At 56.7% G+C, this 26,994-nt stretch carries 28 protein-coding genes and 2 pseudogenes; 18 read left to right on the forward strand and 12 right to left on the reverse strand.

The features are described 5' to 3' along the window. Nucleotides 1-6 precede the first annotated feature (6 nt). From AAE027_RS30350 to AAE027_RS30385, 8 genes are all read left to right on the forward strand, one after another. Entirely contained in the window at nt 7-795 is a 789-nt protein-coding gene (locus AAE027_RS30350) for a GLUG motif-containing protein (RefSeq protein ID WP_370989637.1), read from the forward strand. 287 nt (nt 796-1,082) lie between these two features. Next, the gene (locus AAE027_RS30355; RefSeq protein ID WP_370989638.1) at nt 1,083-1,934 is read left to right on the forward strand and encodes a hypothetical protein; all 852 of its coding nucleotides are present in this window, start codon (nt 1,083-1,085) and stop codon (nt 1,932-1,934) included. Between the two features lie 23 nt (nt 1,935-1,957). Beyond that, complete coding sequence (locus tag AAE027_RS30360) at nt 1,958-3,433, forward strand: glucosaminidase domain-containing protein (protein ID WP_370989639.1); 1,476 nt, start codon at nt 1,958-1,960, stop codon at nt 3,431-3,433. Between the two features lie 9 nt (nt 3,434-3,442). Then, complete coding sequence (locus tag AAE027_RS30365; protein ID WP_370989640.1) at nt 3,443-4,054, forward strand: hypothetical protein; 612 nt, start codon at nt 3,443-3,445, stop codon at nt 4,052-4,054. A gap of 15 nt (nt 4,055-4,069) precedes the next feature. After that, nucleotides 4,070-4,627 (forward strand): hypothetical protein, encoded by a 558-nt coding sequence (locus AAE027_RS30370; protein WP_370989641.1) that lies wholly within the window; start codon nt 4,070-4,072, stop codon nt 4,625-4,627. 594 nt (nt 4,628-5,221) lie between these two features. Next, nucleotides 5,222-5,491, forward strand: coding sequence for a hypothetical protein (locus AAE027_RS30375; RefSeq protein ID WP_370989642.1), 270 nt, complete (start codon nt 5,222-5,224; stop codon nt 5,489-5,491). A gap of 54 nt (nt 5,492-5,545) precedes the next feature. Beyond that, nucleotides 5,546-5,686, forward strand: a complete 141-nt coding sequence (locus tag AAE027_RS30380) for a hypothetical protein (RefSeq protein WP_370989643.1) — start codon at nt 5,546-5,548, stop codon at nt 5,684-5,686. 41 nt (nt 5,687-5,727) lie between these two features. Continuing rightward, on the forward strand, nt 5,728-6,441 hold the full coding sequence (locus AAE027_RS30385) for a hypothetical protein (RefSeq protein WP_370989644.1): 714 nt from the start codon (nt 5,728-5,730) through the stop codon (nt 6,439-6,441). A gap of 470 nt (nt 6,442-6,911) precedes the next feature. On the opposite strand, the pseudogene AAE027_RS30390 reads toward AAE027_RS30385, so the two are convergent. The 3 genes and pseudogenes from AAE027_RS30390 to AAE027_RS30400 all read right to left on the reverse strand — a co-directional run. Next, nucleotides 6,912-7,583, reverse strand: a pseudogene (locus AAE027_RS30390) (tyrosine-type recombinase/integrase); the annotation flags it as partial. Between the two features lie 120 nt (nt 7,584-7,703). Beyond that, the gene (locus AAE027_RS30395; protein ID WP_370989645.1) at nt 7,704-8,027 is read right to left on the reverse strand and encodes a hypothetical protein; all 324 of its coding nucleotides are present in this window, start codon (nt 8,025-8,027) and stop codon (nt 7,704-7,706) included. 43 nt (nt 8,028-8,070) lie between these two features. Next, nucleotides 8,071-8,427, reverse strand: a complete 357-nt coding sequence (locus AAE027_RS30400; protein WP_370989646.1) for a hypothetical protein — start codon at nt 8,425-8,427, stop codon at nt 8,071-8,073. Between the two features lie 250 nt (nt 8,428-8,677). Here AAE027_RS30400 and AAE027_RS30405 point away from each other — a divergent pair, with 250 nt between their 5' ends. The 3 genes from AAE027_RS30405 to AAE027_RS30415 all read left to right on the forward strand — a co-directional run bounded on the left by AAE027_RS30405 (nt 8,678) and on the right by AAE027_RS30415 (nt 11,652). After that, nucleotides 8,678-9,001 (forward strand): hypothetical protein, encoded by a 324-nt coding sequence (locus AAE027_RS30405; RefSeq protein ID WP_370989647.1) that lies wholly within the window; start codon nt 8,678-8,680, stop codon nt 8,999-9,001. A 983-nt stretch (nt 9,002-9,984) separates the two neighbouring features. Continuing rightward, entirely contained in the window at nt 9,985-10,590 is a 606-nt protein-coding gene (locus AAE027_RS30410) for a hypothetical protein (RefSeq protein ID WP_370989648.1), read from the forward strand. A 630-nt stretch (nt 10,591-11,220) separates the two neighbouring features. After that, nucleotides 11,221-11,652: a hypothetical protein gene (locus AAE027_RS30415; protein ID WP_370989649.1), complete on the forward strand. Its 432-nt coding sequence runs from the start codon at nt 11,221-11,223 to the stop codon at nt 11,650-11,652. A gap of 58 nt (nt 11,653-11,710) precedes the next feature. Here AAE027_RS30415 and AAE027_RS30420 read toward each other — a convergent pair whose 3' ends face one another. From AAE027_RS30420 to AAE027_RS30435, 4 genes are all read right to left on the reverse strand, one after another. Then, nucleotides 11,711-12,574 (reverse strand): Kiwa anti-phage protein KwaB-like domain-containing protein, encoded by an 864-nt coding sequence (locus AAE027_RS30420; protein ID WP_370989650.1) that lies wholly within the window; start codon nt 12,572-12,574, stop codon nt 11,711-11,713. Beyond that, entirely contained in the window at nt 12,571-13,086 is a 516-nt protein-coding gene (locus AAE027_RS30425) for a hypothetical protein (protein WP_370989651.1), read from the reverse strand. The genes AAE027_RS30420 and AAE027_RS30425 overlap by 4 nt, the downstream gene beginning before the upstream one ends. Nucleotides 13,087-13,223: 137 nt before the next feature. Next, nucleotides 13,224-13,736, reverse strand: coding sequence for a hypothetical protein (locus AAE027_RS30430; RefSeq protein ID WP_370989652.1), 513 nt, complete (start codon nt 13,734-13,736; stop codon nt 13,224-13,226). A gap of 69 nt (nt 13,737-13,805) precedes the next feature. Further along, nucleotides 13,806-14,144: a hypothetical protein gene (locus tag AAE027_RS30435; RefSeq protein WP_370989654.1), complete on the reverse strand. Its 339-nt coding sequence runs from the start codon at nt 14,142-14,144 to the stop codon at nt 13,806-13,808. 2,131 nt (nt 14,145-16,275) lie between these two features. Here AAE027_RS30435 and AAE027_RS30440 point away from each other — a divergent pair. Beyond that, the gene (locus AAE027_RS30440) at nt 16,276-17,163 is read left to right on the forward strand and encodes a TauD/TfdA dioxygenase family protein (RefSeq protein ID WP_370989655.1); all 888 of its coding nucleotides are present in this window, start codon (nt 16,276-16,278) and stop codon (nt 17,161-17,163) included. A gap of 470 nt (nt 17,164-17,633) precedes the next feature. On the opposite strand, the gene AAE027_RS30445 is transcribed toward AAE027_RS30440, so the two are convergent. Next, nucleotides 17,634-17,921 carry a transposase gene (locus AAE027_RS30445; RefSeq protein ID WP_370989656.1) on the reverse strand — a complete coding sequence of 96 codons (288 nt, stop codon included), beginning with the start codon at nt 17,919-17,921 and terminating at the stop codon, nt 17,634-17,636. A gap of 394 nt (nt 17,922-18,315) precedes the next feature. Further along, nucleotides 18,316-18,558, reverse strand: coding sequence for a hypothetical protein (locus AAE027_RS30450; RefSeq protein ID WP_370989657.1), 243 nt, complete (start codon nt 18,556-18,558; stop codon nt 18,316-18,318). A 318-nt stretch (nt 18,559-18,876) separates the two neighbouring features. Here AAE027_RS30450 and AAE027_RS30455 point away from each other — a divergent pair, with 318 nt between their 5' ends. After that, complete coding sequence (locus AAE027_RS30455; RefSeq protein WP_370989658.1) at nt 18,877-19,971, forward strand: KamA family radical SAM protein; 1,095 nt, start codon at nt 18,877-18,879, stop codon at nt 19,969-19,971. Between the two features lie 116 nt (nt 19,972-20,087). Further along, a complete protein-coding gene (locus AAE027_RS30460) occupies nt 20,088-20,948 on the forward strand; it encodes a MaoC/PaaZ C-terminal domain-containing protein (protein ID WP_370989659.1) in 861 nt (286 codons plus the stop codon). A gap of 302 nt (nt 20,949-21,250) precedes the next feature. On the opposite strand, the gene AAE027_RS30465 is transcribed toward AAE027_RS30460, so the two are convergent. Further along, a complete protein-coding gene (locus AAE027_RS30465) occupies nt 21,251-21,532 on the reverse strand; it encodes a helix-turn-helix domain-containing protein (protein WP_370989660.1) in 282 nt (93 codons plus the stop codon). 612 nt (nt 21,533-22,144) lie between these two features. Between AAE027_RS30465 and AAE027_RS30470 the strand changes: the two genes are divergently transcribed. The 3 genes from AAE027_RS30470 (at nt 22,145) to AAE027_RS30480 (ending at nt 23,364) form a co-directional block, all read left to right on the forward strand. Beyond that, nucleotides 22,145-22,417: a DNA -binding domain-containing protein gene (locus AAE027_RS30470; RefSeq protein WP_370989661.1), complete on the forward strand. Its 273-nt coding sequence runs from the start codon at nt 22,145-22,147 to the stop codon at nt 22,415-22,417. A gap of 166 nt (nt 22,418-22,583) precedes the next feature. After that, nucleotides 22,584-22,778, forward strand: a complete 195-nt coding sequence (locus tag AAE027_RS30475; protein WP_370989662.1) for a transcriptional regulator domain-containing protein — start codon at nt 22,584-22,586, stop codon at nt 22,776-22,778. 46 nt (nt 22,779-22,824) lie between these two features. Beyond that, the gene (locus AAE027_RS30480) at nt 22,825-23,364 is read left to right on the forward strand and encodes a DUF2285 domain-containing protein (protein ID WP_370989663.1); all 540 of its coding nucleotides are present in this window, start codon (nt 22,825-22,827) and stop codon (nt 23,362-23,364) included. A gap of 260 nt (nt 23,365-23,624) precedes the next feature. Here AAE027_RS30480 and AAE027_RS30485 read toward each other — a convergent pair whose 3' ends face one another. Continuing rightward, complete coding sequence (locus tag AAE027_RS30485) at nt 23,625-24,533, reverse strand: LysR family transcriptional regulator (RefSeq protein WP_370989664.1); 909 nt, start codon at nt 24,531-24,533, stop codon at nt 23,625-23,627. Between the two features lie 166 nt (nt 24,534-24,699). Next, nucleotides 24,700-24,981: a helix-turn-helix domain-containing protein gene (locus AAE027_RS30490; protein WP_370989665.1), complete on the reverse strand. Its 282-nt coding sequence runs from the start codon at nt 24,979-24,981 to the stop codon at nt 24,700-24,702. Nucleotides 24,982-26,077: 1,096 nt separating this feature from the next. On the opposite strand from AAE027_RS30490, the pseudogene AAE027_RS30495 reads away from it, so the two are divergent. Continuing rightward, a pseudogene (locus AAE027_RS30495) lies at nt 26,078-26,401 on the forward strand (DUF736 domain-containing protein). Nucleotides 26,402-26,994 lie beyond the last annotated feature (593 nt).

Here is a 26,994-nt window from a genome sequence, read left to right on the forward strand (position 1 = left end):
TCGGCTATGATCGCCGCGGTGGAATCAACCTCTTCAAGTGTTTGGAACGCAACTTTATCAGCAGCTAATTTTGCGACACTCTACAATCGGGCTACGTTCTCGACGACAACGCCTGCTGGACCGAGCGGTTTGGGTGGCACGGCGGCATCGAATTCACAAATCAATCTTTCCTGGACAAACAATGCGACAAACGAGGACGGCTTCAACATCGAGCGAAGCGTCAACGTCGGTGCAAACATTGATGCCACAGGAATTACTATCGCGCCGTTCGGCTCATCGTCTAACCCATTCACCGGCACATTTGATGGCAACGGTCACACGATCAATATAGTTGGAAATGGCATCTACGTCGGCCTGTTCGCGGAGCTTGGAGCAGGCGGAAAAATCTCAAACCTCGGGCTCACAAACCTGTCGGTCTCCGCCGCGCGCGGCTACGATGTCGGTGGCTTGGTCGGACGCAACCTCGGAAAAATCGAGAGTAGCTATACTACTGGCTCGATCAGCGGCACCGCCGGGAACTTTGTTGCGGGGCTAAACGGGATCGCTATCGGCGGCGTCGCGGGCTGGAATTTCGGCACAATCAAAAACTCCTATTCCACGGCAACTATCACAAGCGACAGCACTATCTTTGTCGACTTGGGCGGTCTCGCCGGAGGCAACTCCGGTACGATTGATCACTCTCATGCAAATGGTCTCGTTCTCGGACACAGCGGCGCTTACGGCACCGGTCTCGTAGAAATTGGTGGCTTGGTCGGCTCCCTCGGAGACGTCAATGGAAGAAGCGGATTATTCTGAGCTCCTATGCGAGGAGCAGTGGTCGAAGCGTACAAAACCTCTCTCTGCATCCGCAAATAGCTACAACTGGCGTGTGCACTGCAATGATGATGCCCGCTCACTACTGTGCTACCGCAGAGGCCTAATCCGCTCGGCGCTAACCAAGTCATTACGCAGGTCTTCGCAGCCAATTGTATTTGGATATAGGTTCGTGTAAAGATTGCGCGGGGGCCTGCGTTTGTTTATTTTTTTACTTTCTTATTTGCGCCGCCCCTGGGGTTGGTATGCGGCGATTGATTGCGTGTTCCTTGTTCTTTCTTCTGGTCGGTTGTGCCTCGATTTCAGTGCAGGAATTCGAGGTTTACAAGACAGCCTTTGATAAGACGAATGAAGCCTCGACGGCCATCCTAGACCAATTGGCATTGCAGGAACGCGCGTTATTCCTGCGGCACTACAAGTATGCGAGGAGCACAATTCATTTCGAACCCGGGCTCGCTCGCTTCTTGACGGACTCTGTTGATCCGCCTGGTACTGCTGCCTTCAGAGGCGCTCTGCAGGTCATCAAAGCGTACAATGATCTGCTGTATGGTTTGGAGAGCGGACAAACCGCCCAGACCCTAGCTGCTAAACTATCGGCCATGGAGTCCGCTACCAGCAGTTCTATCGTTGCGGTGGGTGGCGTTGCTGCAACGGCCACAGGCGCCAACGCTGCCTCGCTTGCCACGTCAATGGCTGCGCTTGATAAGATTTTCCAGACGCTACTCCCATTCATTCAACTCGGGCTGAAGTACCGAGCACAAGAGGAATTCAGGACGTTCCTGGTTCAGAACTATGGTCTCGTCCGGGATCTGCTTTGGCAGCTGCGCAAGGGCACGTCAGTTATCTTCCCGGTGCTTACTGCGGCATCGGTCCGAGAGTTCAATGAGGGTGGAGCAATGTCCGCGGAGGATAGCAAGCGGATCGAAACGTACCGAAAGCTGCTGGCTGATTGGGTGGTCCTACTTGAGGTAACCATCAAGGCATTGGATCGCGCAAAGGCAGCCGCAGAGGCGCCACCGACGTTGGTGGACAACGTAACAGGGCTTACGGTCTTCGCGGTCGAAATGGAGACGGCGGCAAAATCAGCGAAAACAAATTTGGCGAAGCTTGCCACAAAGTAGTTATTTTGCGTGGAGTAACTGCAATGAGTGATACTCTTGACACAATTGAGGCCATACGCAGCAAACTGCGAGATGCTTTCGCACAAGCCACGGACGATGAGCAAAAGCAGAAGATCAAGAATGAGCTCAAAAGACTCGCGGATCTGCAAGAAGAAGTTGTTTTGAATGAGTTCGAAACTGCGGCGGCAGAAATACAAGGGCTCACGAACGCGCTCCAGCGGATCATCGACAATCTGAACGGCGTGATCGCAAACTTCTTCATTCAGGATCTTAGCGGGATTGGTACTCGCGCCGGCTTGCCCGTTCGTGCTGCTCCTACAGAGCCTCCAACAGACGCCGGAACGCCTGCTCGTAGAGATCGACGCCGGCCTTCCCAAGGCTCCGCCGCAACTCCTCCGACAAGCGGCGATGGGTGGTCTAGGCTCATCGCGGCATACCGAAGCAACGATACGATCAGTAACGACCTGAAGGTCGCAAGCCTTGCGCAATGGATCCAGGAATCGGGTCGCGGGACTAGTCGCTTGGCGCGAGACTACAATAACTTCGGCGGACTCAAATATCGGGCGCGCATGCAGGGTTATTGTACTCCCATCGACTACACGGGAACTGACGGTGAAGGTACGACCTATTGTAATTTCTCTTCGCCATCGGCCTTCATCGACGGCTACTGGCACTTTATAGGTAGCGGAGACGCGTATTCTGGATGGGAGAGGTACAACAACAACGCAGCCGCATACATTCGCTTTATCGCTCCCAACTATTCGGCTGACCCAAATTATGTAACGAGCGTCCTCAGGCTATTTGACGAAGCTACTTCGCTACTGAACCGGGGTATCTCCGGAGCGTCGGGAAGGAGAGAACCACCGCTGGCTCTGCGGGTGCCGGATTTGCCGAGGGTCGACGGGTCAGCGGCACGGGTCGCCATCGTGATCGGACACAATGCGCGATCCCCCGGCTCGAGCGCAGGCTCTCCTCTTTCCAGAACTGAGTTTACGTTTAACTCTGAGATTGCCGCGTTTATGCAGAGGAATGCCGCGCAGTATAATATTGAGCTGCAGGTTTTTACGCGACAATCCGATCCGAGCGTGCAGCGCGAAATTCTTGCTGCCTACGAGCAGGTAGCAGCTTTTAATCCGGTTTGCGCCGTCGAGCTTCACTTCAATTCGTCGGATGATGCAACGGCCACAGGCTCAGAGGTACTCTTAGTCGGCGGAAACCCAGCTGCGACCGCCCTTGCATCTAGCTTGGTATCCAGCGTGAAGAGCGCATTGGGGCTCAGGCTGAGAGGCAACAACGGCTTGGCTGTCGTTTCCCGTGGCGATCGGGGATGGATATCGGTTTCTGCCTTGCCAAACGTTCCGAGCGTTCTCTGCGAGCCGTTTTTTGGTTCGAATCCCAATGATTGCCTAAAGGTTGCAGCCCTTGGGGAAGATAAGCTTGCGCTGGCGTATCTCCGCGGACTGCGTGAATTTATCTTGAGCAGAGATCTGGTAGCTTAGGAGCGGGCTATGAGGGTTCTCTTCGCGCTCACCCTTGGTGTGCTCCTGGTACTATTGGCGTCACAATCGCCTCGACTTGCCTACTCGCAACAGGCGCCGGGGCTTGCCAATCCTGCGCCTACTGCGAGCCCGTCGGACCAACGAATCTCCAATCCGCCGCCTCCGGTCGAGCAAAAAAGCACGACAGAGCAGCGCGCTCCTACAGCGTACCTGACTTACAAGACTCCCTACGAATTCTGGCTCACCGCGCTCACGATCCTTCTGCTCATTGTAATGGGTGGGATGCTGTGTCTGATGGCGTACACGGGAACGTTGACGCCAGAATTTTACAAAGCGTTTCTAATACTGGTCGTTGTGTTTTCAGCCTTGTTCTTGATTGTGGCCGGCTACACGGATCAACAAACTGCACCAGTTTTCGGCCTCTTGGGTACGATCGCTGGATATATTTTTGGCCGTCTATCGAGCACTCCGGATGGGCAGGCGGACGGCCAGAACGAACCTGACCGAGTTCGTGCTGAGCCAGCGCGAAATGGAAATGCGGTGAACGCGGGAACAGAGCCAGCGCGCGACGCAAATCCAACCAATACAACAGGAGTAGCTCCCGGCGATCTGCCGCGATGATGAAGGAGAGAGGAGATGCGCAAAGGGACTGGACTGAAAAGTGCGGCGGCGCTGATCTTCGCTGTTATGATGCAATCAGCACCACCATCCTACGCTCAACTAAATCTGAATATTGAAAATTACGGCATGCGAATACCCCAGCCGGCGACTCCGTCGAGAGAACTCTCAGGGCGCAATAACACGTTCAACATACCCGGTCTCGCGCCGACGCCAGGAGCGGTAGCTCCAGTTGTAGTACAAGTCCCAGGCGTGACGCCCGGAGCCACGACCATGGCCCCGATCGTGACATCTCGTCGCCGCAGCATAGAGGATCCCACCGTTTCGAAAAACAACATTGGCTTTTACAACGAATCGAGCGATCAGACGCTGAAGTTTCAGTTGCTGGTCGGCGGCGCATCTCGCACCGTTACATTGCAGCCGCATCAGGTCATAACCATTGACGTAGATCCGCCGGCCGAGTTGAAAGGAGTGTTAAACACTGACGGCAGAGACCCGTCTGAAACACCGTTCTCCTTGGGCGAACTTTATGTACTTCGAGCTGAGGGCGGAAAATGGGTGTTTGCGAAGCTATAAGGACTAAATCATTGGACCCGCAAAAAAAGAACGACAAGCACTGCGCGAAGTATCTTTCGGTTGCAAACCGCGAAGCAGGTTGCGGAAGTCGAGATCTCGCGCGAAGTGTACTGCTCATTATATTTGAGAGAATTTCGGTGGCCTGTGCAAAACGAACAGTTATTGCCGCACTTTGCTGGATAGCCTTCAATTACGCGGCGCTAGCGGAGGATAAAGAATTTGTTCTGCGTGGTCCTCAATCGTCTTTGTCTGACTTTCCGGCGGAGCTACTGAGGCGGCCACCGGCGGATTTGAACGAAGGTCAATATGCGGAATGGCTGAAGGCACAGCCCGCGTTGATCTTAGATGGAACGACACTAAGGATTGGTCGACCAGGCACCACGATTTCCTTATCAATCCGCGCCAGTCGATTCGAGCTCCGTAACAGCGCTCAAATTTTTACAAATGGCGGAACCTTGGAAATCTCGTCCCCTATTATTGTCTCCGAAAATGGTGCCATAAGAGCGTTTGAGGATGAGCAGACCACACGACCGCCGGAGTCACGCGTTGCCACCCCTGGCGCCGCGGGGTTCGCGGGAGGCAGGGTATTGCTCGATGGAGCATTGGCGATCGGAAGCCAGCTTACAATTACTCTCAACGGAAGTGATGGCGGACAGGGTGGTGAAGGCCGCCCGGGACAAAGGGGGGCGCCCGGTGAGCCGGGTCAGCGTGGAGCTGATCATCTCTTCGATTGCGCTCGTGGTGGAGGCGCTGGGGGGCGTGGAGGCAAGGGACAGCCAGGAGAAAGGGGGGCTTCCGGAGGCAGGGGGGGTGATGGTGGCGTGCTCGTTCTTAAAGGGAAAGTCGTTCTTCAAGTCGATATGATCTCATTCTCAGCTAACCCCGGGGCTCCAGGACCGGGCGGCCCAGGAGGACCAGGTGGCCCGGGAGGACCAGGTGGCCCTGGTGGCGGAGGAACGACGTACTGCCGAGGAGGACCATCTGGTCCGGATGGGCCGCCAGGCGACTTCGGGCCAGCCGGAGATCCCGGACAACCCGGAAACCGCGGACAGATTTTGACAAATCAGTAGACGTGAACTCACCCACGAGATGGCACGCGCATGAGCATTGATGAGCATCACCACGAGCATTCGAGGGTAACTGATCAACCAGTTGCTGCTCTTATTTTGGCACTTTCGCTTGCGGCGGGGATACTGCTTCCCTCAATTTTATATGCTGTAGTACTTAGACCAAGCAATCCTGCGGATGTGTTAGTAGCAAGCAGCATCTGTCTGTTTTCTGCGATCGTCTATCTCTGGACGTTGCACGCGACGTCGATCGTTCCCTTTCGAGATCCTTGGATGAGCAAATCAATTTTCGGCGCGGCAATTGTTGCAATATTAGGAACTTGTACGGCTGCGGTTGCAACGCAACTCTCGGCCAGTCCTCACCCACGCGAGGGAACATGGGAGATATACCTTCGCCGCGTAGATCCGGAAACGCAAAAACGAAGTTGCGTTTGGTCCGGAAAGATAATCTTGGCCTATAGCTCGCCCAGAAACTCTTACGTGGGTTATGCCGAAGACAAGGGGGAAAACGAATGCGAATATGGCGTGCGCTCGATACGTCTCGTTGATTGGCAGGAACAAACAAATGAACTGCAAATCTCGATAAGAAACTTCGCTGCTAGCGATAATCGCCCATCAGATAAATTGGTCCCGACAGAGCAGCTGTCTTTCGTTATGGTGGGTGGCCCTGGCCGGTGGAGCAGCAAGCAAAGCTCCAATCAGACTACAAGCTATCTGTATGCGTTCGAAATGCTCAGGCCCGAGTGACCAGGGACAGAATGGACAGATTGGTTCGGATAGCCCCTAGCGAATTGCCTACCTTTCTAGTCTTAAAGAGCTGATCGCGGATACTCTTCTGCAAAAAGGTACCGTTGGTACCTGTTGGCGCGCTGGTCGTCTTTCCGCCATTTGAGAGGTTTGCTGCGAAGCGGGAGAGCTTCGGAGGGAAGAAGCAGGCGATCGTGACCATGCGGGTGTATCTTCGGAGAGACAGTCTGAACCCTCGTAGGGAAGTCGCTCGGTACATAGAGCGGCTCTCCTATAACTTGTTGCAGATGCACTTCATATTTCTGGAGCGCTTCCTTGATTTCCGGAAGGTTCTTATAACGTTATAGATTTGGGGGTTCTGCCGTTTTTGGTCGCTACGCCGGGAAGTGTGAGGTTCTCTGTGATCCACTGCTTATCAATCGCTGAGGTCTCGCCCTTTCGAGTGCGGAGCAAGATGCACAGACGGATGACTAAGCCGTACTGTGCAAGGCTTCCCAAGCGAGCGTCTCGGCGATCTCGCGCATGCTGAACCCAGCAATGTAGAACTTCGTGGCGGCCGTCCCCCGAAGGTCGTTGAAGTGGAGATCAACCCCCGACATCTCGGCGTCGATCTTCGCCTTATTGAACGAACTGCCGAAACCATCCACTGTCCAAGGCCGACGCTTGCTGCTCGTCAGCACGGTCGTGGCCCACTTGGGGATACGTGCCAGAACATTGCGGAGCGCATCATAAAGCGGAATGATCGCTTCTCTGCGGTGCTTACTCTTGCCGGTCGTCAATATGATCGCATCGTCGCCAACATGGGACCAAGACAAACGCACCAAGTCGCCCAGACGCAAGCCCGTGTGGCCCGCGAGATCGACAGCGTGGGCAATTTCGTCCGAGCAGGTTTTTTTTGATCTGCGCCACATCGGCGTCAGTCCAGATGATCTCCGAATGATCGTTTGAGAAGAGGCGCTTGATGCCTTCGCAAGGATTCCCGGCGATCTTGCCCAAGGGATCGACTGCGTGCGCGAGAAGCGCGAAAGTACCTGTAGGCCCTAGTCGGCGGTACGCGGAGTGTCTGACCACTCGTCGCGCCAACGGCGAATAAACGGTCTGATCTTTTCCGGCCGATCAAACTGCGCGATGCGCAGATCCCCGCCCGTTGCCCACAGGTCGCCCACAGGTTCAATCGGAATTTCTGCCACACTTTGGGCGGCGTAGCGCACGAAAAGCCCGCCGAGCAGATGCCGGCGGGCAGGATAGAGCAGGGCGGGCGCTTAAGCCGCCACGTTCTCTGTATCGATTTCCAAGCTACCTAGGACGGACTTGGCCCGCGCCGGAAGCTTGCTTTCATCGAAGAGCGGATAATAGCGCTCGGTCGAATTGCATTGAGTGCCCACCGCTCGATCGTAAAATACCTGTTGCTTCGCTAAGTCGCGCTCACCGTAGAGGTGCCAGCTCACGGTTTCGAGCTCCTGAACCAAAAAGCTCTGATAGCGAGTGAGCAACCCGGCGCGCGTGAGCTTGCGCCCGTGCCGTAGCGCGCCGACTCGCTTGCTGGCCTCGGTCAGCTCACCGGCCAGCTTGATGACGTCGTCCACGTTGAGAACCTCCTTAATCGCATCCGTTTTGAGGGCTTCGATTTCAGCGACTGCTGCCCTGAGCTGGGCAGCCACCTGCCCCGACGTCACCGCGCGCGGACAAGATCGCGCCCAAAATCCTGTTCTTTATGCCGCAATAAAAATCCAGCCTTTCATCCGTTGCCCTGGGACACACTTTCAGGCCGACATTGGGGAGGTGATCGATCACCTCGATAGCCTTGCGATGCCAGAAGCAGAGGATTTCGATGGGCTGTCCCTCGAGAACGAAGCCCTCCGGGAGCTTTCCGGAGATCTCCGGCGGATACTCTCCTGCTAGAAACAGGCGGATGGCCTTTAAGCTTTCGCTCTGGACATAGCGCACCCCTCCCGGCCATAATGGCCAGGTCGGTGCACCCGCCAAGGTTCATCCAGCATCAGACTCCGCCAAGGGTCCATGCATTCGGCAGCTACCGACGCCAATTGGCCGGCCGCCTATTCTAGCCCGGGTGTTCAAGCCCACGGACAGCTTATCGAATCGGTAACCAAATCACCTCGTTCGAGGGCGCTTCGGCGCGCCTCTGGCACTCGTATTTTCCCAGCCACGGCCGCTGGCGCACGCGGTAATCGGGGCACGACTCGGGTAAGTTGCTCCCCAAAATAGGAGAATTCTCGTGACCAGAGCTGACGACCACGGTTGGTATGCGAAACCATCCTGCGATAGGCACGACGTCGATACAGTCCTTTCCTATTTCGGCATACATGAGCCCGATGAATGGGCGAGCTTGAAAGAATTTTTTGAGCAAGGCGCCTTCGGAGAGCGACCCGGCCGCACGGCGTATGCTGTAGTGCCAGACCGACTTCCTGAGCCCGCGGATGGCCTTCACTGGTGTCAAACGGCCGATTTCGACGCGGCGCTTGCACTGCGAGCTGATCCGGGACTGAAACCGGTTTTCGACGTCGCTGTTCAGATGGGGTTTGCCTCAGTGCAGCGCTGAGCGGCGGCGCCCTCATTTCTTCTACCGCAGCTATGGTCCATCTACATGACCTACTTCATGTGGTTGCACGCACTAGTCCACGGGCCGGTGGGCTCGCGCTGATCATGGGGGCGGAAGAAAAGCCATCTCCACCAAGGAATTTCGTAGTCTTGGCAATCGTCGTGGTCGTCATTGCGGAGGCGCTGAGTGTTGTCGTGACTGTCGCCGTGGCTCGATATTCAAGGCGTGCGCTTGCCCGAGCGACCGAGCTTCTGGACGACCAGGATTTCCATGCCGGGGTTGACCCTAAAATCCTGTTAGCGGCCGGCGCAATGAGGGTAGTTGTGCCCGCCTGCTAGCCGAACTCATCGCCGCCCTTGCGTTCGTGTATGCGGGAATTTGGGGTATTCCCGGTTCTCGAATCTGATCCCCCCTCCGGCAGGCACTTCGGCGCGCCTGTGCACCCGTATTTTTTTTCCAGTCCCCGACTGCTGTTCGGTACTGACCGAGCGCGCTATATGAGACGCGGCGGCCGTCGCTGGTCCGGATTCTCTCTGATCCGATCCCCAGCGGTGACACCCGCCATCCCTGCGCCTGGTGACGTCGAAACGGCATGTTCGACCATCGCGCTGGTCGGTTCGCGTGACTCGGATCGATGGCAACCAGGATGAGACGCAGGGCTGTCGGAAGCGGTACGTAACGTGGACGGCAGGCCGATGCGAGCACATGAACTGGGGTGGTTTTCCGTTCCGATGGCGGCCCACACCTCAACCCCTTGGTTCGAGGCGCGCCCGATCCGGAGATTTGGCTATGAAAAGCCGACTTTTCGGATCGACGTTCAGGTGAATGTCGCAGCTTGTCTTTGGGCAATTGCTGCGATCATTCACATGTTCCACTGAACCTGAAGGGGAGGCTCCTGCTCCCCTTTTGATTCCTTGGCCGACCAAACCGCGCCGATGCGCTACGGCTTGCCTCCCCGCTTTGGTTGAGGTTGGATAGGCTCAATGAGGAACAGCGACCTGTACTTTCTTTATGATCAAGTCATCGAGTCGCTTACGCGACTTCACAGCTTCGCGGCAATGAGAGTCAGGGACTTGGACAACAGCAACGACGTTGAGGATGATGTCGACCATGTTGCAGAGCTCCTCCTGAGACGTGATCTCCTCACGTTTGCTGCATCAACACGAAATTTTGCCGAGGCTTCTAGCGCGACAAAAGAGATGAGGACGATCGGCATTCCAACATGCCAGCTTTTGCCACCCCCAGTGAAAGCGCCGTTTTTTACTGAAGGCGCCGAAACAATCACGCTGTATCAAGCCCTCAGCCGAATTCTTCACTCCAGTTCGATCAAGATCCTGCGTTCAGCAAGGGACTACGACTACCAAGCCGCTGCATCGAGCGAAGCCCTCCTAGATATCATTGGACGGCGTGCGCGCCAAAAGCCTGAGCGATCCGCCCCTCTGATTCTCTTGAAGGGAGAGAGAGATCCAGCGACAATTCTGCGCGTAAGGTCAATTGTACTTCGATCGTGCGCCTATCTTAATGGCGTTTCCGATCGGTTGTCCGAGGAGCGGAGTATCTACTTGCAGCGCGAGTTCAGAGATCTGTAGGTGGTCCTACATCCTGACTAGTGCAGTATGCTACGGCTTGCCTCTGAGTTGGTCTAATCCGGCCGCGAATCTGCGCTACAGGCTCAGATCAGGTGTTCGCTATGAAGAGAGCATCAAACCAACCCGTCTGGGTTACAGCAATATTGGGATGGATCGCAGCTGCCGTGGCCATAATGGCGGCGCTCACCGGATTAATCGGGAAGGTGCCGGCGTTTGAAGCCGCTTGGAGAACGGCAGTTTGTTCTGTGAAACACTGCGATCCGACGTACACTGTGGACGATACAGTCACCATCAAACCGAATGTACGGGCCTGTTGATTGCGGTTTGCCGAGGCGATGACATCGCAGTTTCACATGAGTTCTTGCCCCTACCTCCAGCAGCCAATCTGCACGACCAGGAGGTTAGGTCTGTTATCCGCGATGGCATACAAATCGGCTTTACGGTGAAGGCACAAAACGGAGCTGGCGAACAGCGCGGTTCATCGCCCTTCACTTTCCGCGTGAAGTGTCAGCCGAAGCCATAGATTGGCTTCTCCCTGAACGCGCCGCCATCGCTTCCCTCGGGAACGCTAGGGCTTGCGTTCTCGCCATGGTCGCGCTTGGATGAATTTTTCGAACAGGCCGTTTTTGGATGCGTTTCACAGCTTTCTTGACCGCAGTCTTCACGATCGCAGGCACCGTGTTCACCGCTCCTGTGAGTTGGAGCGACCAAGGCTTGTTGACCCTCGGAGCGGGCCAAAACTCATGCGGACGGTTTCTGGCCGCCATCACAGGACCGAACGGCACACAAACACCGGTCGGCCAAATCTGGACCCAAAATGCCTCGAACGGCAGCAAACTATACAGCGAGCTCATCCGCTATCAGGAGTGGATGACGTTCGTCACCGGCTACAACTCCGCTCACGAGCAAGACACTGACGAGCAGATCAACATCGATCTGTCTGCCGCTCGATGTTTGGCTGCGAGACTGGTGCAACAAAAATCCCACTCAAACGATCGCTCAAGCGGGTCGAGAGCTTCGGTACGAATTGCTCCGAAGACGGTAACGCCCGCACTCAGGTGACGATGCCCAGCGACGAACGCCCAATGTCCTCCCAGGTCCAGGAGATCAGGATAACCCGCTAGATGCGACGCTTCGAGTTGGAAAGATGTGGTGTGCTTGAAAGCACAGATTGGAAGTAGTCCTCATCCAAGAAGCGCAGAAGCTTTTTGAGTTCTGCTTTCTTTTCTGGAAGCACCAGTGCGACCCTATCGCCAGTGACCTCAGTTTCGAGGTTGACACCAAATACCAGGGCCGTGGCTTTGGTCGCTTCGAAATCAATCCTTTCGAGGATGCCGCTCTGCATGACCAGCGCAACCTTCCTTCGCACCCAACTATCTGACGTTGTCACGAAAGTATTCAAATCCGCAACCTTTAGAGCCTCGCTCGCAGCAAATACATTTAGATCCTCGTCGGTTGCCTCCCTGAAATACTGACTAAGGTCAAAAATTTGACGCGCCGAATGAAAACTGAAGAACGACAACCTGCTGTCATCCAGGATTGCGGAAAGGTTCGTTCCGATCGTTAAGCCTACGCCCTCGACCTTTCTGAAGACATCGGCCGAGTGGAAAATCGACAATCCCCTATTTGATAGGATTTTTCGCTTATCAAAATTTTGAACAATCGCAGTTCTCCTGCCGTCGATTTCCCTTCCCATGAAGAGGGCCTTGATCTTCTCAAACTCGTCGGCGGAAGGCTCGATTTGAGGCTTGCCTAGCGGGTTTGCAATCGCGTCGTGGAGGCCATCAATATCGTCGTAATCATCGATGAAGAGACATTCGCCATCGTCTGGCTTGTATTTTCCATCGAATTCGATCTGGTCCTCACTTGAGTCCCTGAATCTCTGTTCCTGAACGGTGAAGGCCTCATCCATCTCACGCTGCACTTCCGCCGTCAGCTGAATCCGAACAATTCGCCGATCGCTCATCAACGCGAATAGATTCACTCGACAATCTCCAACAGCATCGATCCTGAAATCCGTTTGACGGCTTTTACGTCCCGCGGATCAAAAATCTCCCGACGCGTAATCAAAGTATACACCATGCCATTGGCCGATTCGGCTTTATAGAAACGATAGCCAACCAGCCGCATCAGCGGGCTGGGTATTGTTGCGTCTGTAAGCCAAAAAACGAGCCAGACGACACAGCCGATCAGCAGAATTGCGCTCACTGTAATATCGGAAGCCCTCGCAAGAAATGGGAAAGCGTATGTTACTACAACCCCCAAGAGAAGAACATCGTTGGACTCGATCTTCTTTGCGTTGAAGGGAAATTCCTCGCCTCGCCATCTGAGGGCGCTCAAAATATAGACGATCAATAGGCTGCCGATGAAACCAGCGAACAAATAGTAGATCGCGTCCCAAAAAGGACCGCCGGCGAAAAGACGAGCCACACCCACGCTGATCAGCGCAGGTGAAAAAGCGGCCACAAAAAGAACTGTTTTGAGCGTGTTTCTCATTCAGTTCTCACTGGCTCCAAAAGCACATAACGTGAACATACGTCGGTAGAGGCGAGTTTGCAAGCTCTGCGGCACGTGCGATGCTCAGCTCACCTCGGTGGCCTCGTAGAGCGCTCTCAAGGCATTCGCCTGCCCTTTCAGCGCGTGAGACCGGTGCGGCGAGCAACTGGGTTGCCGGAAGCTCCGGGCCGTATGAGCCACGCCCGCATCATCTCACTGCCCATAAACGGCTCGACGCCACAGGCATTCTTAAGCACGCGCTGCCCCGCGCCGGCAGCGAGGGATTCACCGACCGTGCTGTCCATCATCTTCTTGAGGATGATGTCGACCTGGACATTTCCGTTGGCGTCCGTCCTGGCCGACTGACTCCCCCCCCCCGTTCGGGGCATTGTGGACATTAACCAGGACATTGACCCCGCGCTGCCCCATTGCGGCCATCTGGCCTGGCGTGAACACGCCCTCTCCCTTGCGCGCGATGACGGCACTCCATCCCCGGCGATGTCGCCTGAGTGGAAGCGCGGCGCATCGTCGAAATAGGCGGGATGGACGTAGCGCATCGTGGTCGGCTCGGAACCAACGATGCCGCCGCTGTGGTAGAGGCCGTCCGTCGAGGTCAGGCTGAGGCCCTGCCACCGCGGCACCGCCGCCAAGACCGAAGCCGCCCGCCAGGGATTGCAGCGAGCGCATCAAGGGTTGCACGATGGTGAGCTTGTTGCGGATCACCATCTTAGACATGTCCTGGAAGCCCTGCCCGATCGATTTGGTTCCGTGGTCAGATTGCCCTCGGTCGCGGCGCCCATCTGCTTGAAGGCATTGTTGGTGCGGATGGCGCTCGCCTCGACGCTGCCGAGGGCCGCAGCAACATCAGAATAGAGCCCCTGAGCTGTTGCGCTATCTGAACGTCTTCCTGCGACAGCCAGCAGTGCGGTATCGCGATTGAACTTGATGTCGGCGGCGACCTTCGCCTTCTCCAGCGCCTGCGCGGCCGTGGCAGCCCGCTCTCCGGGCTTTTCCATCTCGGCACGAAGGCTCGCCGTGATCGGCGTGCCATCCTTCATTGCCGCAGCGGTTAGCTGCGCCCCACCTTCGCCTTCTCCTGCTCGGCCACGGATTTGCCCACCTGTCGGCCGCGGCCTTGGTGACCTCGACATGTTTGAGCACGGACTCGGTCGCCCGATCATAGGCGCTCGCCGCTTCGCAAGCCGATGCCGCTGACGAAGATTGCTAGACGCGCTTTGACACGGACTGTGACGGGGCAGGAGCGAGGGTGCGAAGGTGCGGCGCGAAGAACACGCAGACGACCAACAGCGCTACCGCGGCGACTCCAGGCAGCCGGCCCGTGCCATCGGCTGTGTGCATAAGGTACGCGATTGGTCTGATGCTCGCATGCATTCGCGCCGAGGGCATGTAGAGATCAGTGTGTCCCATTGCCAAAAATTGAACGAGTATCCACGTATCCTCATCTACGTATTGGGATACGTCATGTAATGCAGCTCTTCGAGCGCTGAGATCTTACGCCCATATGGAATTGGGCGGCGCGCTCGTGGAAAAGCTTCGGTCTGTGCGACGGCCCTAAGTCTGGAGCCGATGACAACCTAACATCCGATGCCTCGCGCCGCGGCGATTGAATTTGTCCAGTCTAAAGTTCGTCACCGTTGCACTACCCGTCTCAAGCCGGTTTCGTCGAGCTATCGGCGGGTTTACCGGCGCGTTGTGTCGGCGCTATGCAGAGCCTCCAGCGAGTGCTCTTACTATGGAACTGACAAGCAATACTAGTCAGTTCGCTCGTATGCACCACGCGGATCGTCACCGTCCCCACTTGAGTCCTGGTGAACGTAGGTGACTGCCTGCTTCAGTATCGAAGCCAACCAGATCGAGCTTGAAGTGACTTTGAGCTGCTTCGTGTCCGACAGCGTCTCGCCTGCGCTGCTCTCGGTTACTGCGCCGCCACTGAAACGAAAATGGAGTTGTCCGCCTTTAATGTGAAGGTCTCGGCGCCGGCGCTGATGCGTTCAAGCCAGCTGGTCTACGAGCAAGAGCAGCGATGGCCCTGAAAGACCGACGCGGTATTGAGCTGCCCGCCCAACGCTTGTCGAGCCGCGTCCGGCAAAGTTCACGCTAGAACAGATGGGAGGGGCTTGATCGTGTGTGATCATTTACGTGCTTCACAATCGTAGAGGTGAGTAAGAGAGAGCGATCATGAGGAAGATAAATCCCGGCTTATGATCCGAAATCCCGGCGTGCCTTCAGTGTCGTGTCGCTCATAGTGAGGCAAAATAGCCAGCCGGATTTGCGGCTTGCAGTCTGAGAGCGCAAAGACGCCCTGTTGTCTCAGGGGGGCGATATTCCTGGGCGGTCGGCGCTCTGTTTCTATTGTGTGTGCTCAACTGCCACAAAGCCAAACGGCATGCACTCAGTAAGGAAAATCTACGTCTCCGGGCAGAACCAAAGGCAGGTCACCGCCGGGACACCCTGCGTTCGTGCCGAGTGCAAATTTCGAGAAAATCGAGGGATTGAGTCCGTTGTTAAGCTGCATCGGAAGTTGCAGCCTTCTTATTTTGCGCGGCCCTCCCGCTAGCCAAAGTCGTGACAGCAAACCACAGCTGATCAAACAAACCGCGCATTGAACAACTCGAAGTCGCAAACAAATGATTGTGAACCCGTTGAAGTAGTTCTAAAAGTAGTATACATCTATAGGTAGCGAGCCTTCGAGGCGGTGGGTGCTATCCGCTTCGCGAGCGCATGCCCACGAACCAGTTCCAATTTCATCGCGCGGATCACGCCATGCGGGTTTTATGAGGTGCGACCCAGTCGTTGGTCGAGGATTTTCCAAGCACGAGTTCTGAGACGAGGCGAACGTCACGCCAGCTCGAAAAGAAAGCTGGTTTCGTTTCATGGACTGGACATGTGTTGCGTCTATGATCTGCACTGTTGATCAGGCGGCAGATCGATCTGCTGGCCTCATATGCGAGTGTCCATCGATGAGAACGGCACTAGCCGTGTCGACACGCAGAGGGAGTCGGATTCTAAGTTGCTGGTGGTGTGTATCAAAATTGGTCGCCATTGAGCGGCGTGGTGACCGACCCTCAGACAATTCGGGTGTGTATCATCAAGATTGTTTTGCCGCGTTTGTCGCCAGACACGACCACCACGGAGCTTGTTTAGACATCCACAGAGAAAGGCGCCGTCATGAGTGAAAAAATGGCTGTTGATAACGTCATTCCGCGAGCAGACATCGTCAAGCACGCGGACCGGCTTGGTGCCGAAATCAAGAACATTACGCTGTCTGACGATTTGCCTGACGATGTCATCGTAGCGTTCAACCGGCTGCTGCTCGAGCATAAGGTCATCTTCTTCCGTGATCAGGGACATCTCGATGATGCCCAGCAACAGCGTTTTGTGCTCCGGCTCGGCTCGCTAATACCGAATCCCACAATGGCGGACACGATGGGCGGTTTAACGATCCGGCAGGAGCTGCCCGATCGCGCCTGCAGTCATCTCAACCAGATGAACGATGGGCGCGTCCGCACAGCCATTTCGGTGCTGCGGCGCGCAGCGATCCCGCCTTTTGGCGGCGACATTGCTTGGTCGAGCAGGGCGGCCGCTTATCTTGATCTTCCCGATCCCCTGCGGATGCTCGCAGATAACCTCTGGGCTGTAAGCTTCGTCGCATCGGATCTCACTGCGACAGAGGGGGCCACCGAAGCCAACAAGAGGCCTTGGTGCGGCTTATCCACCGGAACGATCTACGAAACGACACATCCGATTGTTCGTGTTCATCCCGACACCGGCGAACGCATGCTCTCGCTCGGTCGTTCCGTGCAGAACTTTGTCGGCCTGCAGCGCTATCCCAGCCAAAGACTGTTCGAACTGCTGCAATCCTATGTCACCGCCCCGCAGAACACCCTGTGCTGGAACTGGGAATCAGGCGACGTGGCAATCTGGGACAATCGCGCGACTGAGCCGTACCCCGTCAACAAAATCGGCAGTCCTCATTGGGCCACGGACCAGCTTGCGATTGACGCCGGCGTACCGCACATCAAGAGGCTGAAATCACGGGCCGCTGAGGCTGCCTAGCAGTGTCCGCACGTCCGGTTTTCGTAAGACGTTGGCGGTCCAAGACTAAGTTGCGCCCTGCAATGTCGAGCGGAGCCGGGCCTTCGAGCTTATCCCGCCAGAACCGGCTAACCAGCGCGGGCTATCTGCTTCTTTTTCTTGTCCATAAGACTTGCTGACAAGGCGCAAGCAGGCGGTGCCATTCTCGTGTGAGAGCCGGGTACACTGCGAGCCGGCTCTGCTATCGGTGCTGGGCATTGAAAAGCTGGAGCGGATCGAGCTTGGCGATGGTCGAGGCGCTATTCACCTAAAGCGGCCTCGCACACTGAAATAACTCATGAATGTGAGCCCAGGCACACCAGGTCCTGATTCCGATGAGGGCCTTTCAAGGGTGTCCTTCGCAACTGGGATGGCGCTCACCTCGAGTTCGAGGAGGCGGCGGTCGCGTGTTTGTACGCCACAGAATGGCGTGGGCGCGCTTGTCGCACATCTTAGGCATGCTGCGCGGTTCGCTGGAGCCTGTCGCGAGCAAATTGATTGTATCCGCAATGACGGACGTAGTTGGCACATTCTTCAGAAGTGAACATGTTCAGGGTGCGTCCGATGAGATCCCAGGGGGCATCGACGGTCCTGGCTTGGGCTTGCCGCAGCAGTTCTTCGAGTATGGCGAATGCCATCTCAATCGTATTGAGATCGGGGCTGTAGGGCGGCAGGAATAGTAGGCGCGCGCCGGCGCCTGCGATGAGGCACGCGGCCTCTTCGTTCTTCTGGCTCGACACATTGTGAGGATCACCGTCTCGTCCTGGCGCAGCACGGGGAGGAGGATTTGCTCGACATGGGCCAGGAAGCACTCGGCGTTGATCGGCTCGTCGAGCACGAAAGATGCAATCACCCCTCGCAGGTGAGGCCCGCAAGGAACGTCGTCGTCTTCCAATGGCCGTTCGGCGCATCGCCGATGGCGCGTGCGCTGACATCGGCCCAGGCGTAACGACGCGCCATCACGGTTGTCGTCAAGTCTCATCAAAGAAAATCAAGGGCGACCAAAGTCCTTCACGCCGCCACGCTTCCCGGCGCTCAGCGACTTCGGGGCGATCCTGTTCGCTGGCCTGCACGGTTTTATTTGAAGCTGATCTCCTCGGCGGCGAAAAACCGCGACAGCATCGACTTGTCTGCTTACGCCCGTTGCGCGCGAAGCAGACGCTCGGCGATCGCATCGAGCGTCAGATCGTCCAGGAGGCAATCCCAATGCCGCTTCAACGCGGAACGTCGCTCCGCGCCCGGTCGGCAAAACTGCTGTGCGGCGCGTTTTCTCGAACCCCTCACCCAATGGATCGCGCTCGCGATCCCGACCCCGACCCGGAAAATCCGTGCCGCCTCGTTCCGCGCAAGACCGGCCTCAACCACGGCCTTGATCACCCAAATCGGAAGAGCCTCCCCATGCGCCATCCCCGCCAGCCCTCCTCCCCGCCTTGAGGATGAATCACGCGTCGCCTGTTTGGGAATCCCTTGCTTCAATTCGATCTCAACACGATCTCATGGCTGCGACTTAGGTTCGCCATCGCGCCGCTATCCTCGGCGCGCCGCCGTCTGGCGAGTACCAGTGCGCCCTTCTCAACTCTCGAGTCCGATAGTCCTCACCACAATAGGTAGGTATCGATCCACTGTTGATGCTGTATGTAGACGGGGAAGATCGCATTGAATCAAACGCGCTGATAAGGGCAGACGAGGTGCGCAATGGAAATCACAGCTAATCCGCTGGATTGCAGAGCACACGTGTTGAAGTTCATTGAAGAAACTCGCGTCGTTAGCGAGAGTGAACTGCGCGTCAACAACATCACGCCTTATCATGTCACAAAGTTCTATCGCGAACAGATCACCAAAAGTGCTTACTACGAACAGCTGAAGTACATTGTAGAGCCCTCAGTCCAGGAGTTCGAGAGCCCTGGCACTTTGGATACGAGCGGCGAGCACGACAACACGGTCGTGCCGGGACTGCAGCACAAGTACGCACAGACCGGCTTATTATTGGTGACAGAACGCTGCGGTTCATATTGTCGTTATTGTTTTCGCAAGCGTATAGTGGGCAAAGCTTCCGATGAAATCGCACCGGACTTCGATCAGGCCGCGCAATATATTGCGCGCCATCCTGAGATGACGAACGTACTCCTTTCCGGAGGGGACCCGTTCGTGCTCAGCACCGCCAATCTGAACAAGATCGTTGACCACCTGCTGCCAATAAATCATTTGAATTCGATCAGATTCGGCACAAAAATGCTGGCCTACGAGCCGAGGCGGTTTAAAGATTCCGCTCTACCGGCGTTATTCCAGCGTATCCACAAGGCGGGTAAAACCCCAATCATCGTCACGCATTTCGATCACGTAGGTGAGATCTCATGCGACGCGGAGCACAAAGTTCGCGCTTTGCGAGCACAGGGCGTGCAATTCCTTAATCAGTCCGTGCTTCTCGCCAAAGTCAACGATGATCCCGAGATATTGGCCGCGACCTTTGCCAAATGTCACGAAATCGGAGTGCGACCTTACTACTTATTTCAAGCGAGGCCGGTGAAGGGTGCATCGCACTTCCAAGTCGCACTGCGGCGCGGACTAGAGATTGTACACGGCATCAACCAACGTCTGAGCGGGATTGAGAAGACATTTAAATACATCATGTCCCATTACACAGGAAAAATAGAGATATTGGACTTAGGACAGGATGGCCGCGTGTATATGCGATACCACCAGAACAAAGCTCCCGAGAAGATCGGAAAGATCTTTTCCCGACCGCACGTCGCGGCCGCCTGCTGGTTAGACGATCTGCCGGAACAATGAGGTTTACCGTAACTCCAGCGCACGAACTCGGAGCGAGTGCGGTACGCCCGCCGCCCCACGAAGCGTAATGAAGTTGAGCGGCCGCAGGCCATGGTCTCAACGGTAGAAAGGCCCAGATGCCGATCGACTATCCCGCTGCACTGAACTTAAGGACCTCTGGAGCTCGCTATTCCTGGACTGACAAGGAGGTAATGCTCTATGCGCTTGGAGTGGGCATGGGCTCAGATCCTTTGAAAGAGGAGGAGCTACAATTTGTCAACGAAGCATTTGCAACTTCGAAGCCATTAAAGGTGATCCCGACGTTTGCTTCCGTCTGCGTTTGGGGCGCACGCCCCGGAGTCATTGACCTCGATCGCGTCATGGTTGTTGACGGCGAACGCGATATTACGTTTCACAAGTCAATGCCCGTCGCAGCGAACGTGACGGCGGACGCGCGTGTGAGGGGAATTTATGACAAGGGTAAGGAGAAAGGTGCGATCATTCAGAACGAGGTGGTGGTCAGAGAGGGGGGCGGCGACAAGATCGTCACAATCGTTTCGTCGACCTTCGCGAGGGGGGACGGCGGCTTTGGCGGGCCGTCGGAGGGGATGCCCGAGCCGCACCAAGTGCCCCGCCGAGCACCAGATAGATCAATCGACATCCCGACCCGACCTGACCAAGCCCTGATCTATCGTCTTTCTGGTGACCGAAACCCTTTGCACAGTGATCCGGAGTTCGCCTGTCGAGCCGGTTTTCCAAGACCCATTCTGCACGGAATGTGCACGTATGGGCTGACCTGCAGAGCCGTCCTGCAGAGCTATGCCGACTACGATCCGTCTGCTTTTCATCGTCATCGCGCCCGCTTTTCCGCGCCGGTGTTCCCCGGAGAAATTGTTACCGTCAATCTTTGGAGGGACGGTAATTCGATCTCATTCGAAGCTTGCGTACGAGAGCGTCGGGTTACGGTCGTCAAGAATGGGCAGACGGTGTTACACTGAGCAGGGTTCGGACCGTTTCTTGTACCTCTTCGGCTGGCAGTTTGGCGCGCTCTTTCAGCGGTTCTCGCCGACATGCATGAAAGGTCCGCGACAACGTCCGCATAGATGGGCCGCCCGCCGCTGATTCGAACGAACCTGAGATGTGTGGAGCACTTCAATTGCGGCCTTCAAGGGCGGGCCATCTGCGGCTGATCGCGCGCGCTTTGACCTCAACGGGGAGGGCGGTGCGCCAGGTGGCAGAAGTTGAGCCGCTCCGGCTCGTTTGCTCCCGTCATTAGCTACAAACATGGCTCTCTCGATAATTACGTCCTGTTCCGACACGGGCATGCCGGCTTGCGTCCTCTGGACATCGGCTTGGGGGGCATCGCACCCTTGGCCGGCTCAGCGAACAATTCGGACAAGTGAATACCCAAGGTCGCGGCGATACGGTCCAGGAGATCAATGGTCGGGTTCTCTTTCTGCTGCTCAATGCGCCCCATATATGAGCGGTCGATCCCGGCATCATAGGCCAATTGCTCTTGCGGAATGCCGCGATCTACACGGATCCGGCGCACATTCCAGGCCACTAGCGCACGAGCGTTCATGCGCAAAGGCAGCCATTCCGATGATTATGAAACCACTGGTTATAGACAGAGTATTACGATAAGCTCGCATCCAGCAGTTGGCTGTCCTCGCCCAATTGCTTCAAGGAAGCAGGTCAGGGTGAGATGCAAACGCCGTAATGTTTGTCGTCTTCGAATGTGGTCGACCATCACAAGCGTTCTCGCGGGGCGATAGCCCGCCACTGGCGCGAGAGCAGTAATGGCCGCTCAGAGGTACTGCGGCGTTTTCCGGGCACCGCGACCAGATAGGACAACCGTTCAACTGGAGCTCGAAAAGGGAAACGAATTTTCTCCCTTGGCTGGGTCTGGCCACGGCCTTTCACCAGTGCGCGCTGGCCGGTCACCACGGGCCTTCCGGCAGGAAAGAGCAAGAACAGCCTAGTTACATGGCAGATCTGCGATCAGTGTACTGTGATGAAGGAGGAAATGCGCAGGATGGAGCCACCAGGTCATTGTGAGCCGATATGCGATCGCGGTCTTGGCGCGAAAAGGAGCTTGGCGCTGCGACGATTGGGGCGGTATCAAAATGCCCCCAAGTTAGTTATCGTTGCTCCGATTTCGATAGATTTTTCAGCTTGGTAGGAGTTTCAAGCAGTGCCGGCCGATCCGAAGATCGCAGATTTGGCGCCGAGCGCGCACGAGCTCACGTCATATGACAAGGAGCACGCTATCACCTACATGCGACTTCTCGATGCCGACGCTGACAAGGCAGATTGGCGCGAAATCGCGCGCATTGTGCTTGGGTTTGATCCGACAGTTGAACCGGATCGTGCGCGACGCACCTTCGAAAGTCATCTGGCTCGGGCCAAGTGGCTAGCGGGCCACGGCTATCGTGATCTGCTGCGCGGTGGTTGGCCAAAGGAATGAACTCAGCCGATCTCAGGATCGGCGGAATTCCTAGCAATCGTAAAACACGATCATTGCATCGATTCAGTGCATGCAAGGCGAGTACGCGGCACGCACGCAACCGTAAAGTGCCACAATCATCGGCTGCAGTTCACCGCGTGTGAAGATCATGCGGGGAAATGATGCGATGGCGGATACTGACTGGAGATCTGAGGAAGCATACAGCGGCCTCAAGAAGGCAGAGGTTGCCGACCTGGCCTGGGAGTGGCTGCGCCGGGATCGCGACTACCAAGAGGATTATAGGCGGTTATCTCGCCGCGAACGTTCAAGCGCAGCGGCGGGCCAATTCCGACGGAAGTGGGGGCTCTCGTTTTCCAGCTGATCCGCAAAAGACGTTCGACAAGCAAGCAGTCTTCTGGGCACCCGAAGTGCTGTCGACCGTACTGGCTGCGCGGGCGGCCAACTGCATGGCGCCCAAAAGCTACAAGCTCGATTTCGCCAATCTGCCGGGCAGCGAGCTGCGTCGCGCACCGGATGGATGGCATGCGATCGTGCCGCTCGGCGGCGCGAAGCATCGCCTTTGGCTGAGCAAGCTTCCGGCGAGCGGGTCTGCTGTCGTCGTCGATCTGCCGCTCGACGCGAATTTCGAGCTTCGCTTGGGGGCCGCACGTCGATTTTGGCTAGCGCTTGAGCATCGGCCGCTCGGAACGCCCCCTCTTGCTCTACCGGCTTTGAAGCGGCGTCGGCTAATCCTCGCGCTCCGCGCACTGGATGGGTGGCAGGAAGGAAATAGCTACCGCCAAATCGCGCAAGGCTTGTTTGGAAGTCATCGTATTGCCGGACGGGGCTGGAAAACAGACGATTTGCGCAGCCGAACCATTCGACTTGTTAAGCTGGGGCGGCGCCTCATGCGCCTTCGCTGCCGCGCGTTGCTCCACAAGGGCAGACGCAGGAAGGACAGTTCATGAGCTCTTGGGCGATCAATGGCGTACCTCCGTTCTGTGCAGCTAATTCTTCTGCTAGCATGGCACGATCGCGGATAGGATGAGATCTTTGCGTTCGATCTCTCACTGTTTGGCGTCGGGATTGCTGCAACAGAGAGGCGCTCTCTTTGTAAGGGTTTGACGACTCTGCTCGCATGGTTTTCTCAAGTTGAGTGCTTTCGACTTGAATAGCGGGCAATGCATCGATCTCCCGCTGTACCGGATTGAGGGGCGCCCGCTCGGCGTCAGGCAGCCTGCGCAAGTGCTGCCTTCTTGCAAAGGCGAGCCACCCATCGGCAAAAAGAACGAGCGATCTCGGGATGCTCGCTGCGATCCACGGCATAGGCGCGATATTGCATGCCACTTGGAGCGCGTGAGCCGGGGATGATTTGCAAAGCGCCCCCTCGCACTAGATCACTGACGATGATTTCTGGTGCGACAAGAAGGCATTTTCCTGTCACGACGGCCGGCAGAGCAAGATAGTTGTGATCGTACCGCGCGCCCGCTCGTATGTCGTTTGAGGACAGGTTCATGGCCCTCAGCCAAGTCGGCAGGATGTCGGGACGTGATGTGATGTTCAGTATCGGGGTTGAGCGAACAATCGAGAGCTCTCTGCCCGCGACCAGATTTGGCGGGCCGACGCATACCAGTTCCTCATTGTAGATCTCCCAACTATCGGCGGGTTCGATGACGGAAAGGTCGCGTGTAATCAATATGTCGAAGTCATCCGAAGATGTCGGCGCCGATAGCGAGCTGACGACGTCCACGATAACGCCGCCCGCTTCAGCAGAGAACGCTTGCAGATTTGGAATCAGGAGCGAGGAAGCAAAAGTCGATAGTGATGTGCGGACGACAATCCGATTGGTGCCCGCGGCCGCCCGCCGCCGCATTCTCTTGGCGGTGAAGCCGACTGTCTCGAGCGGTTCAGAGACTGCGTTGGCAAATAGTCTTCCGAACTCGGTCAAATCACTACGCCGGCCGCGCCGCTCGATGAGATCCGCACCGAGATAGTCCCGCAGGACGGACAAATAGCGGCTGACCGAGCTCTGCGTCGTTCCCAAGCTGCTAGCGGCACGCGTGACGCTGCCTTCGCGTGCGACGGTCACAAAAGCATGGATGGCATTCAGCGGAACTTCATCGTCTTGAGCCGCCATTGTCTGCTCCGGAGCCAGAATGGACATCCATCACATTATTGAATGTCCATAGCGGGATTGCCGCATATCAACGGTGGGTTGCGCACAAAATCCGCGTGGGAGCGCATTGATACTTGGTCCAGTACCGCACAAGATCTGCGTCAACAGGTCGGTGCTGTCAGGGGGGCTAGGTCCTTTTGCGGCGTGCCGGCTTCGGCTTGCGGCCTTTAGGTAAGGTAGCGGGTGGCGGCGCACCCTTGGATGGCCGAACAAACAGCTCGGAGACGGTAACGCCGAGTGTCTCGGCAAGGCGATCGAGAAGGTCGATTGTCGGGTTCGCCTGTTGGCGCTCAAGTCCGCTCATATAGGAGCGATCAACATCTGCATCGTAGGCCAATTGCTCTTGCGGAATACCGCGCTCGACGCGGATCCGGCGCACATTGTAAGCCACAAGCGCACGAGCTCTCATGCGCGAAGGCAGCCATTTCGATGGTCATCAAACCACAGGCTATAACCGACCTAAAAACATTACCAAATTGGAGGTTTTCGATCGAATTATTCGATGAGTGTCGCCGAATCGTTGTTCCCCCGACGCTACTGGGGCCACACAAGCTCTGGTATGTCGACCGTCTATCAATTTGCGGCGGCGCAGGTTTTGCGGGCGCCGGCGGTGTTGGAGCGCTGCTTATCGGAACGGCCGGTGGCACGCTGACGCTAGTTCTTGCTCAGGCCCCTCGCTCAGAGTCTGGTCTTTGACCTCGCGAACTGCGATCGCAATAGCATTCGCTGTTCGCGCCGCCCATCGCTGGTTATCCGTGCTATTCGCTCTGGCCCAGATTGGGGTGCCTTCCTGTTTGGCATGAGGCCTTCGCTTGACTTGGCGCGGTTTATTGACGGCACGGCTTGGACAGCCTCACAGTTTTTATCGAGACCCGCCCGTTCGAGCAGACCAGGTGGCGGAGAGGCCGTATCAACCATGCTTACAGCCGGAACGAGCGAAGGATGACCGTTCCACCTGATGACCGTTCCACCTCCTGCCATCGAACAGATTCTGTAGCTCGGCGTTAAAACGACGGATTGCTGACGTGAGCTGGGAGGAGTGCAATCTTCCTCGGGGAGCCTCCACGAGCCGCACTCATTTCGATCGGCCCACGTCGCTCCGGCCGGGCAGCATTATCTCGGTCTTCTCTTCGCATACGATACCGCCCTTTGCAGCAGATTGTTTCTCGTTCCGCCTCGAATCGTTCCAACGTCTTGTTGAGCACAACCGAGATACGCCACGTCTTCTCCCGAGATTGCGGTTCAGCACGCGGACGCACCTGGCCTCCTTGATGGCATGATCTGGCCGAAGACCGGCTTCGCCTCTTTCGTCTGAGCCGCAACGTCGTTGATACGACTTTCTTCCCCTGGGCTTCGCCCATTCCTCGCGAGGCAAGAAAGTCGCCACAACAACGTCCTCCGCTGCGCTCCGGCCGCGCTGCGGGTGCGTCGCCGATCGTCTTCCACCTTTAGATCGCCATCGGGCCGCGGTGGTCGCGGGCTCGAAACACGAGAGGAGAAGTGACATGGCTAACATCGGTTCACTTTCAAGAAGGTCAGCAACGATTTTCAGGGCGAGATCGTCACCCTGAGCTTTCAGGCCAAGGGCGTCCGCATCGTCGCCGAGATGAACCGGTCGAACGAGAACGCCCCCAGCCACCGCATCTACGTGGGTCGCGCTGAGATTGGGGCCGCCTGGTCGAAGCGCTCCGAAGAGCGCCGCGACTACCTCTCGCTGAAGCTCGAGGACCCATCGTTCAACGCAAGATCTACGCGAACCTGTCTTCAAAGATGAAGGCGGCGAAGGCTACACTCTGCTCTGGTCGCGGCCGCGCAAGAACGGTGAGTGAGGCAATGTGCGAACAACCCCGCCCGAATTGTTCGGGCGGGGCGCTTTTCGAGCGACAAAGAGGCGCCGCGCTACACGGCGATGCCGAGCAAGATTTGGCGCTGCTAACGCCAAGTTCGAGGCGAGGCTCGGCAGCGAGCGACTTAAGAGACAAGGAAATTCTGAATGGCGCGTGATCAGCGGGCTCGTGCATGTGCTGCGGTCGAGAGCGCGATTGCAGGACTGTCGTCGGAGTGCGGTCCCACAACACGCCACTTGCAGCCGCTTCAATCACTAGAGTCGGCCGGGCCTCTGGTCGGAGATGCGGGCTTCTGGTTGAAGATGTTTGACGCTTTGACTCGCAAGAGCGGCATTGTCGGATCGGTCACGATCGGCAGTCCCACATCGGCGCAACGGTCGGCCGCACGCGGAAAAAGGGACTACGGGCAAGTCATCGGGCGCGACGGCTGCACACGAACATCTACGCCGCTACGATCGCCCCGAAGGACGTCCCCGCCTGCTGCTGCCTTTCCGAGCGAATATCAGTAATATCGTACTGGTCCTGGCCTTCCTACGTCGGACCGACCCAGCGTTGCCGATAGAGCGGATGATGCC

The sequence above is a fragment of the Bradyrhizobium sp. DN3 genome, from assembly GCF_041357655.1.
Taxonomy (GTDB): domain Bacteria; phylum Pseudomonadota; class Alphaproteobacteria; order Rhizobiales; family Xanthobacteraceae; genus Bradyrhizobium.

Bases quoted from the DNA above. Each gene is read 5' to 3' on its own strand.
- AAE027_RS30350 (WP_370989637.1), top strand. From the start codon at position 7: ATGATCGCCGCGGTGGAATCAACCTCTTCAAGTGTTTGGAACGCAACT.
- AAE027_RS30360 (WP_370989639.1), top strand. From the start codon at position 1,958: ATGAGTGATACTCTTGACACAATTGAGGCCATACGCAGCAAACTGCGA.
- AAE027_RS30365 (WP_370989640.1), top strand. From the start codon at position 3,443: ATGAGGGTTCTCTTCGCGCTCACCCTTGGTGTGCTCCTGGTACTATTG.
- AAE027_RS30370 (WP_370989641.1), top strand. From the start codon at position 4,070: ATGCGCAAAGGGACTGGACTGAAAAGTGCGGCGGCGCTGATCTTCGCT.
- AAE027_RS30375 (WP_370989642.1), top strand. From the start codon at position 5,222: ATGGAGCATTGGCGATCGGAAGCCAGCTTACAATTACTCTCAACGGAA.
- AAE027_RS30385 (WP_370989644.1), top strand. From the start codon at position 5,728: ATGAGCATTGATGAGCATCACCACGAGCATTCGAGGGTAACTGATCAA.
- AAE027_RS30410 (WP_370989648.1), top strand. From the start codon at position 9,985: ATGAGGAACAGCGACCTGTACTTTCTTTATGATCAAGTCATCGAGTCG.
- AAE027_RS30415 (WP_370989649.1), top strand. From the start codon at position 11,221: ATGCGTTTCACAGCTTTCTTGACCGCAGTCTTCACGATCGCAGGCACC.
- AAE027_RS30425 (WP_370989651.1), bottom strand. From the start codon at position 13,086: ATGAGAAACACGCTCAAAACAGTTCTTTTTGTGGCCGCTTTTTCACCT.
- AAE027_RS30435 (WP_370989654.1), bottom strand. From the start codon at position 14,144: ATGAAGGATGGCACGCCGATCACGGCGAGCCTTCGTGCCGAGATGGAA.
- AAE027_RS30440 (WP_370989655.1), top strand. From the start codon at position 16,276: ATGAGTGAAAAAATGGCTGTTGATAACGTCATTCCGCGAGCAGACATC.
- AAE027_RS30455 (WP_370989658.1), top strand. From the start codon at position 18,877: ATGGAAATCACAGCTAATCCGCTGGATTGCAGAGCACACGTGTTGAAG.
- AAE027_RS30460 (WP_370989659.1), top strand. From the start codon at position 20,088: ATGCCGATCGACTATCCCGCTGCACTGAACTTAAGGACCTCTGGAGCT.
- AAE027_RS30465 (WP_370989660.1), bottom strand. From the start codon at position 21,532: ATGAACGCTCGTGCGCTAGTGGCCTGGAATGTGCGCCGGATCCGTGTA.
- AAE027_RS30475 (WP_370989662.1), top strand. From the start codon at position 22,584: ATGGCGGATACTGACTGGAGATCTGAGGAAGCATACAGCGGCCTCAAG.
- AAE027_RS30485 (WP_370989664.1), bottom strand. From the start codon at position 24,533: ATGGCGGCTCAAGACGATGAAGTTCCGCTGAATGCCATCCATGCTTTT.
- AAE027_RS30490 (WP_370989665.1), bottom strand. From the start codon at position 24,981: ATGAGAGCTCGTGCGCTTGTGGCTTACAATGTGCGCCGGATCCGCGTC.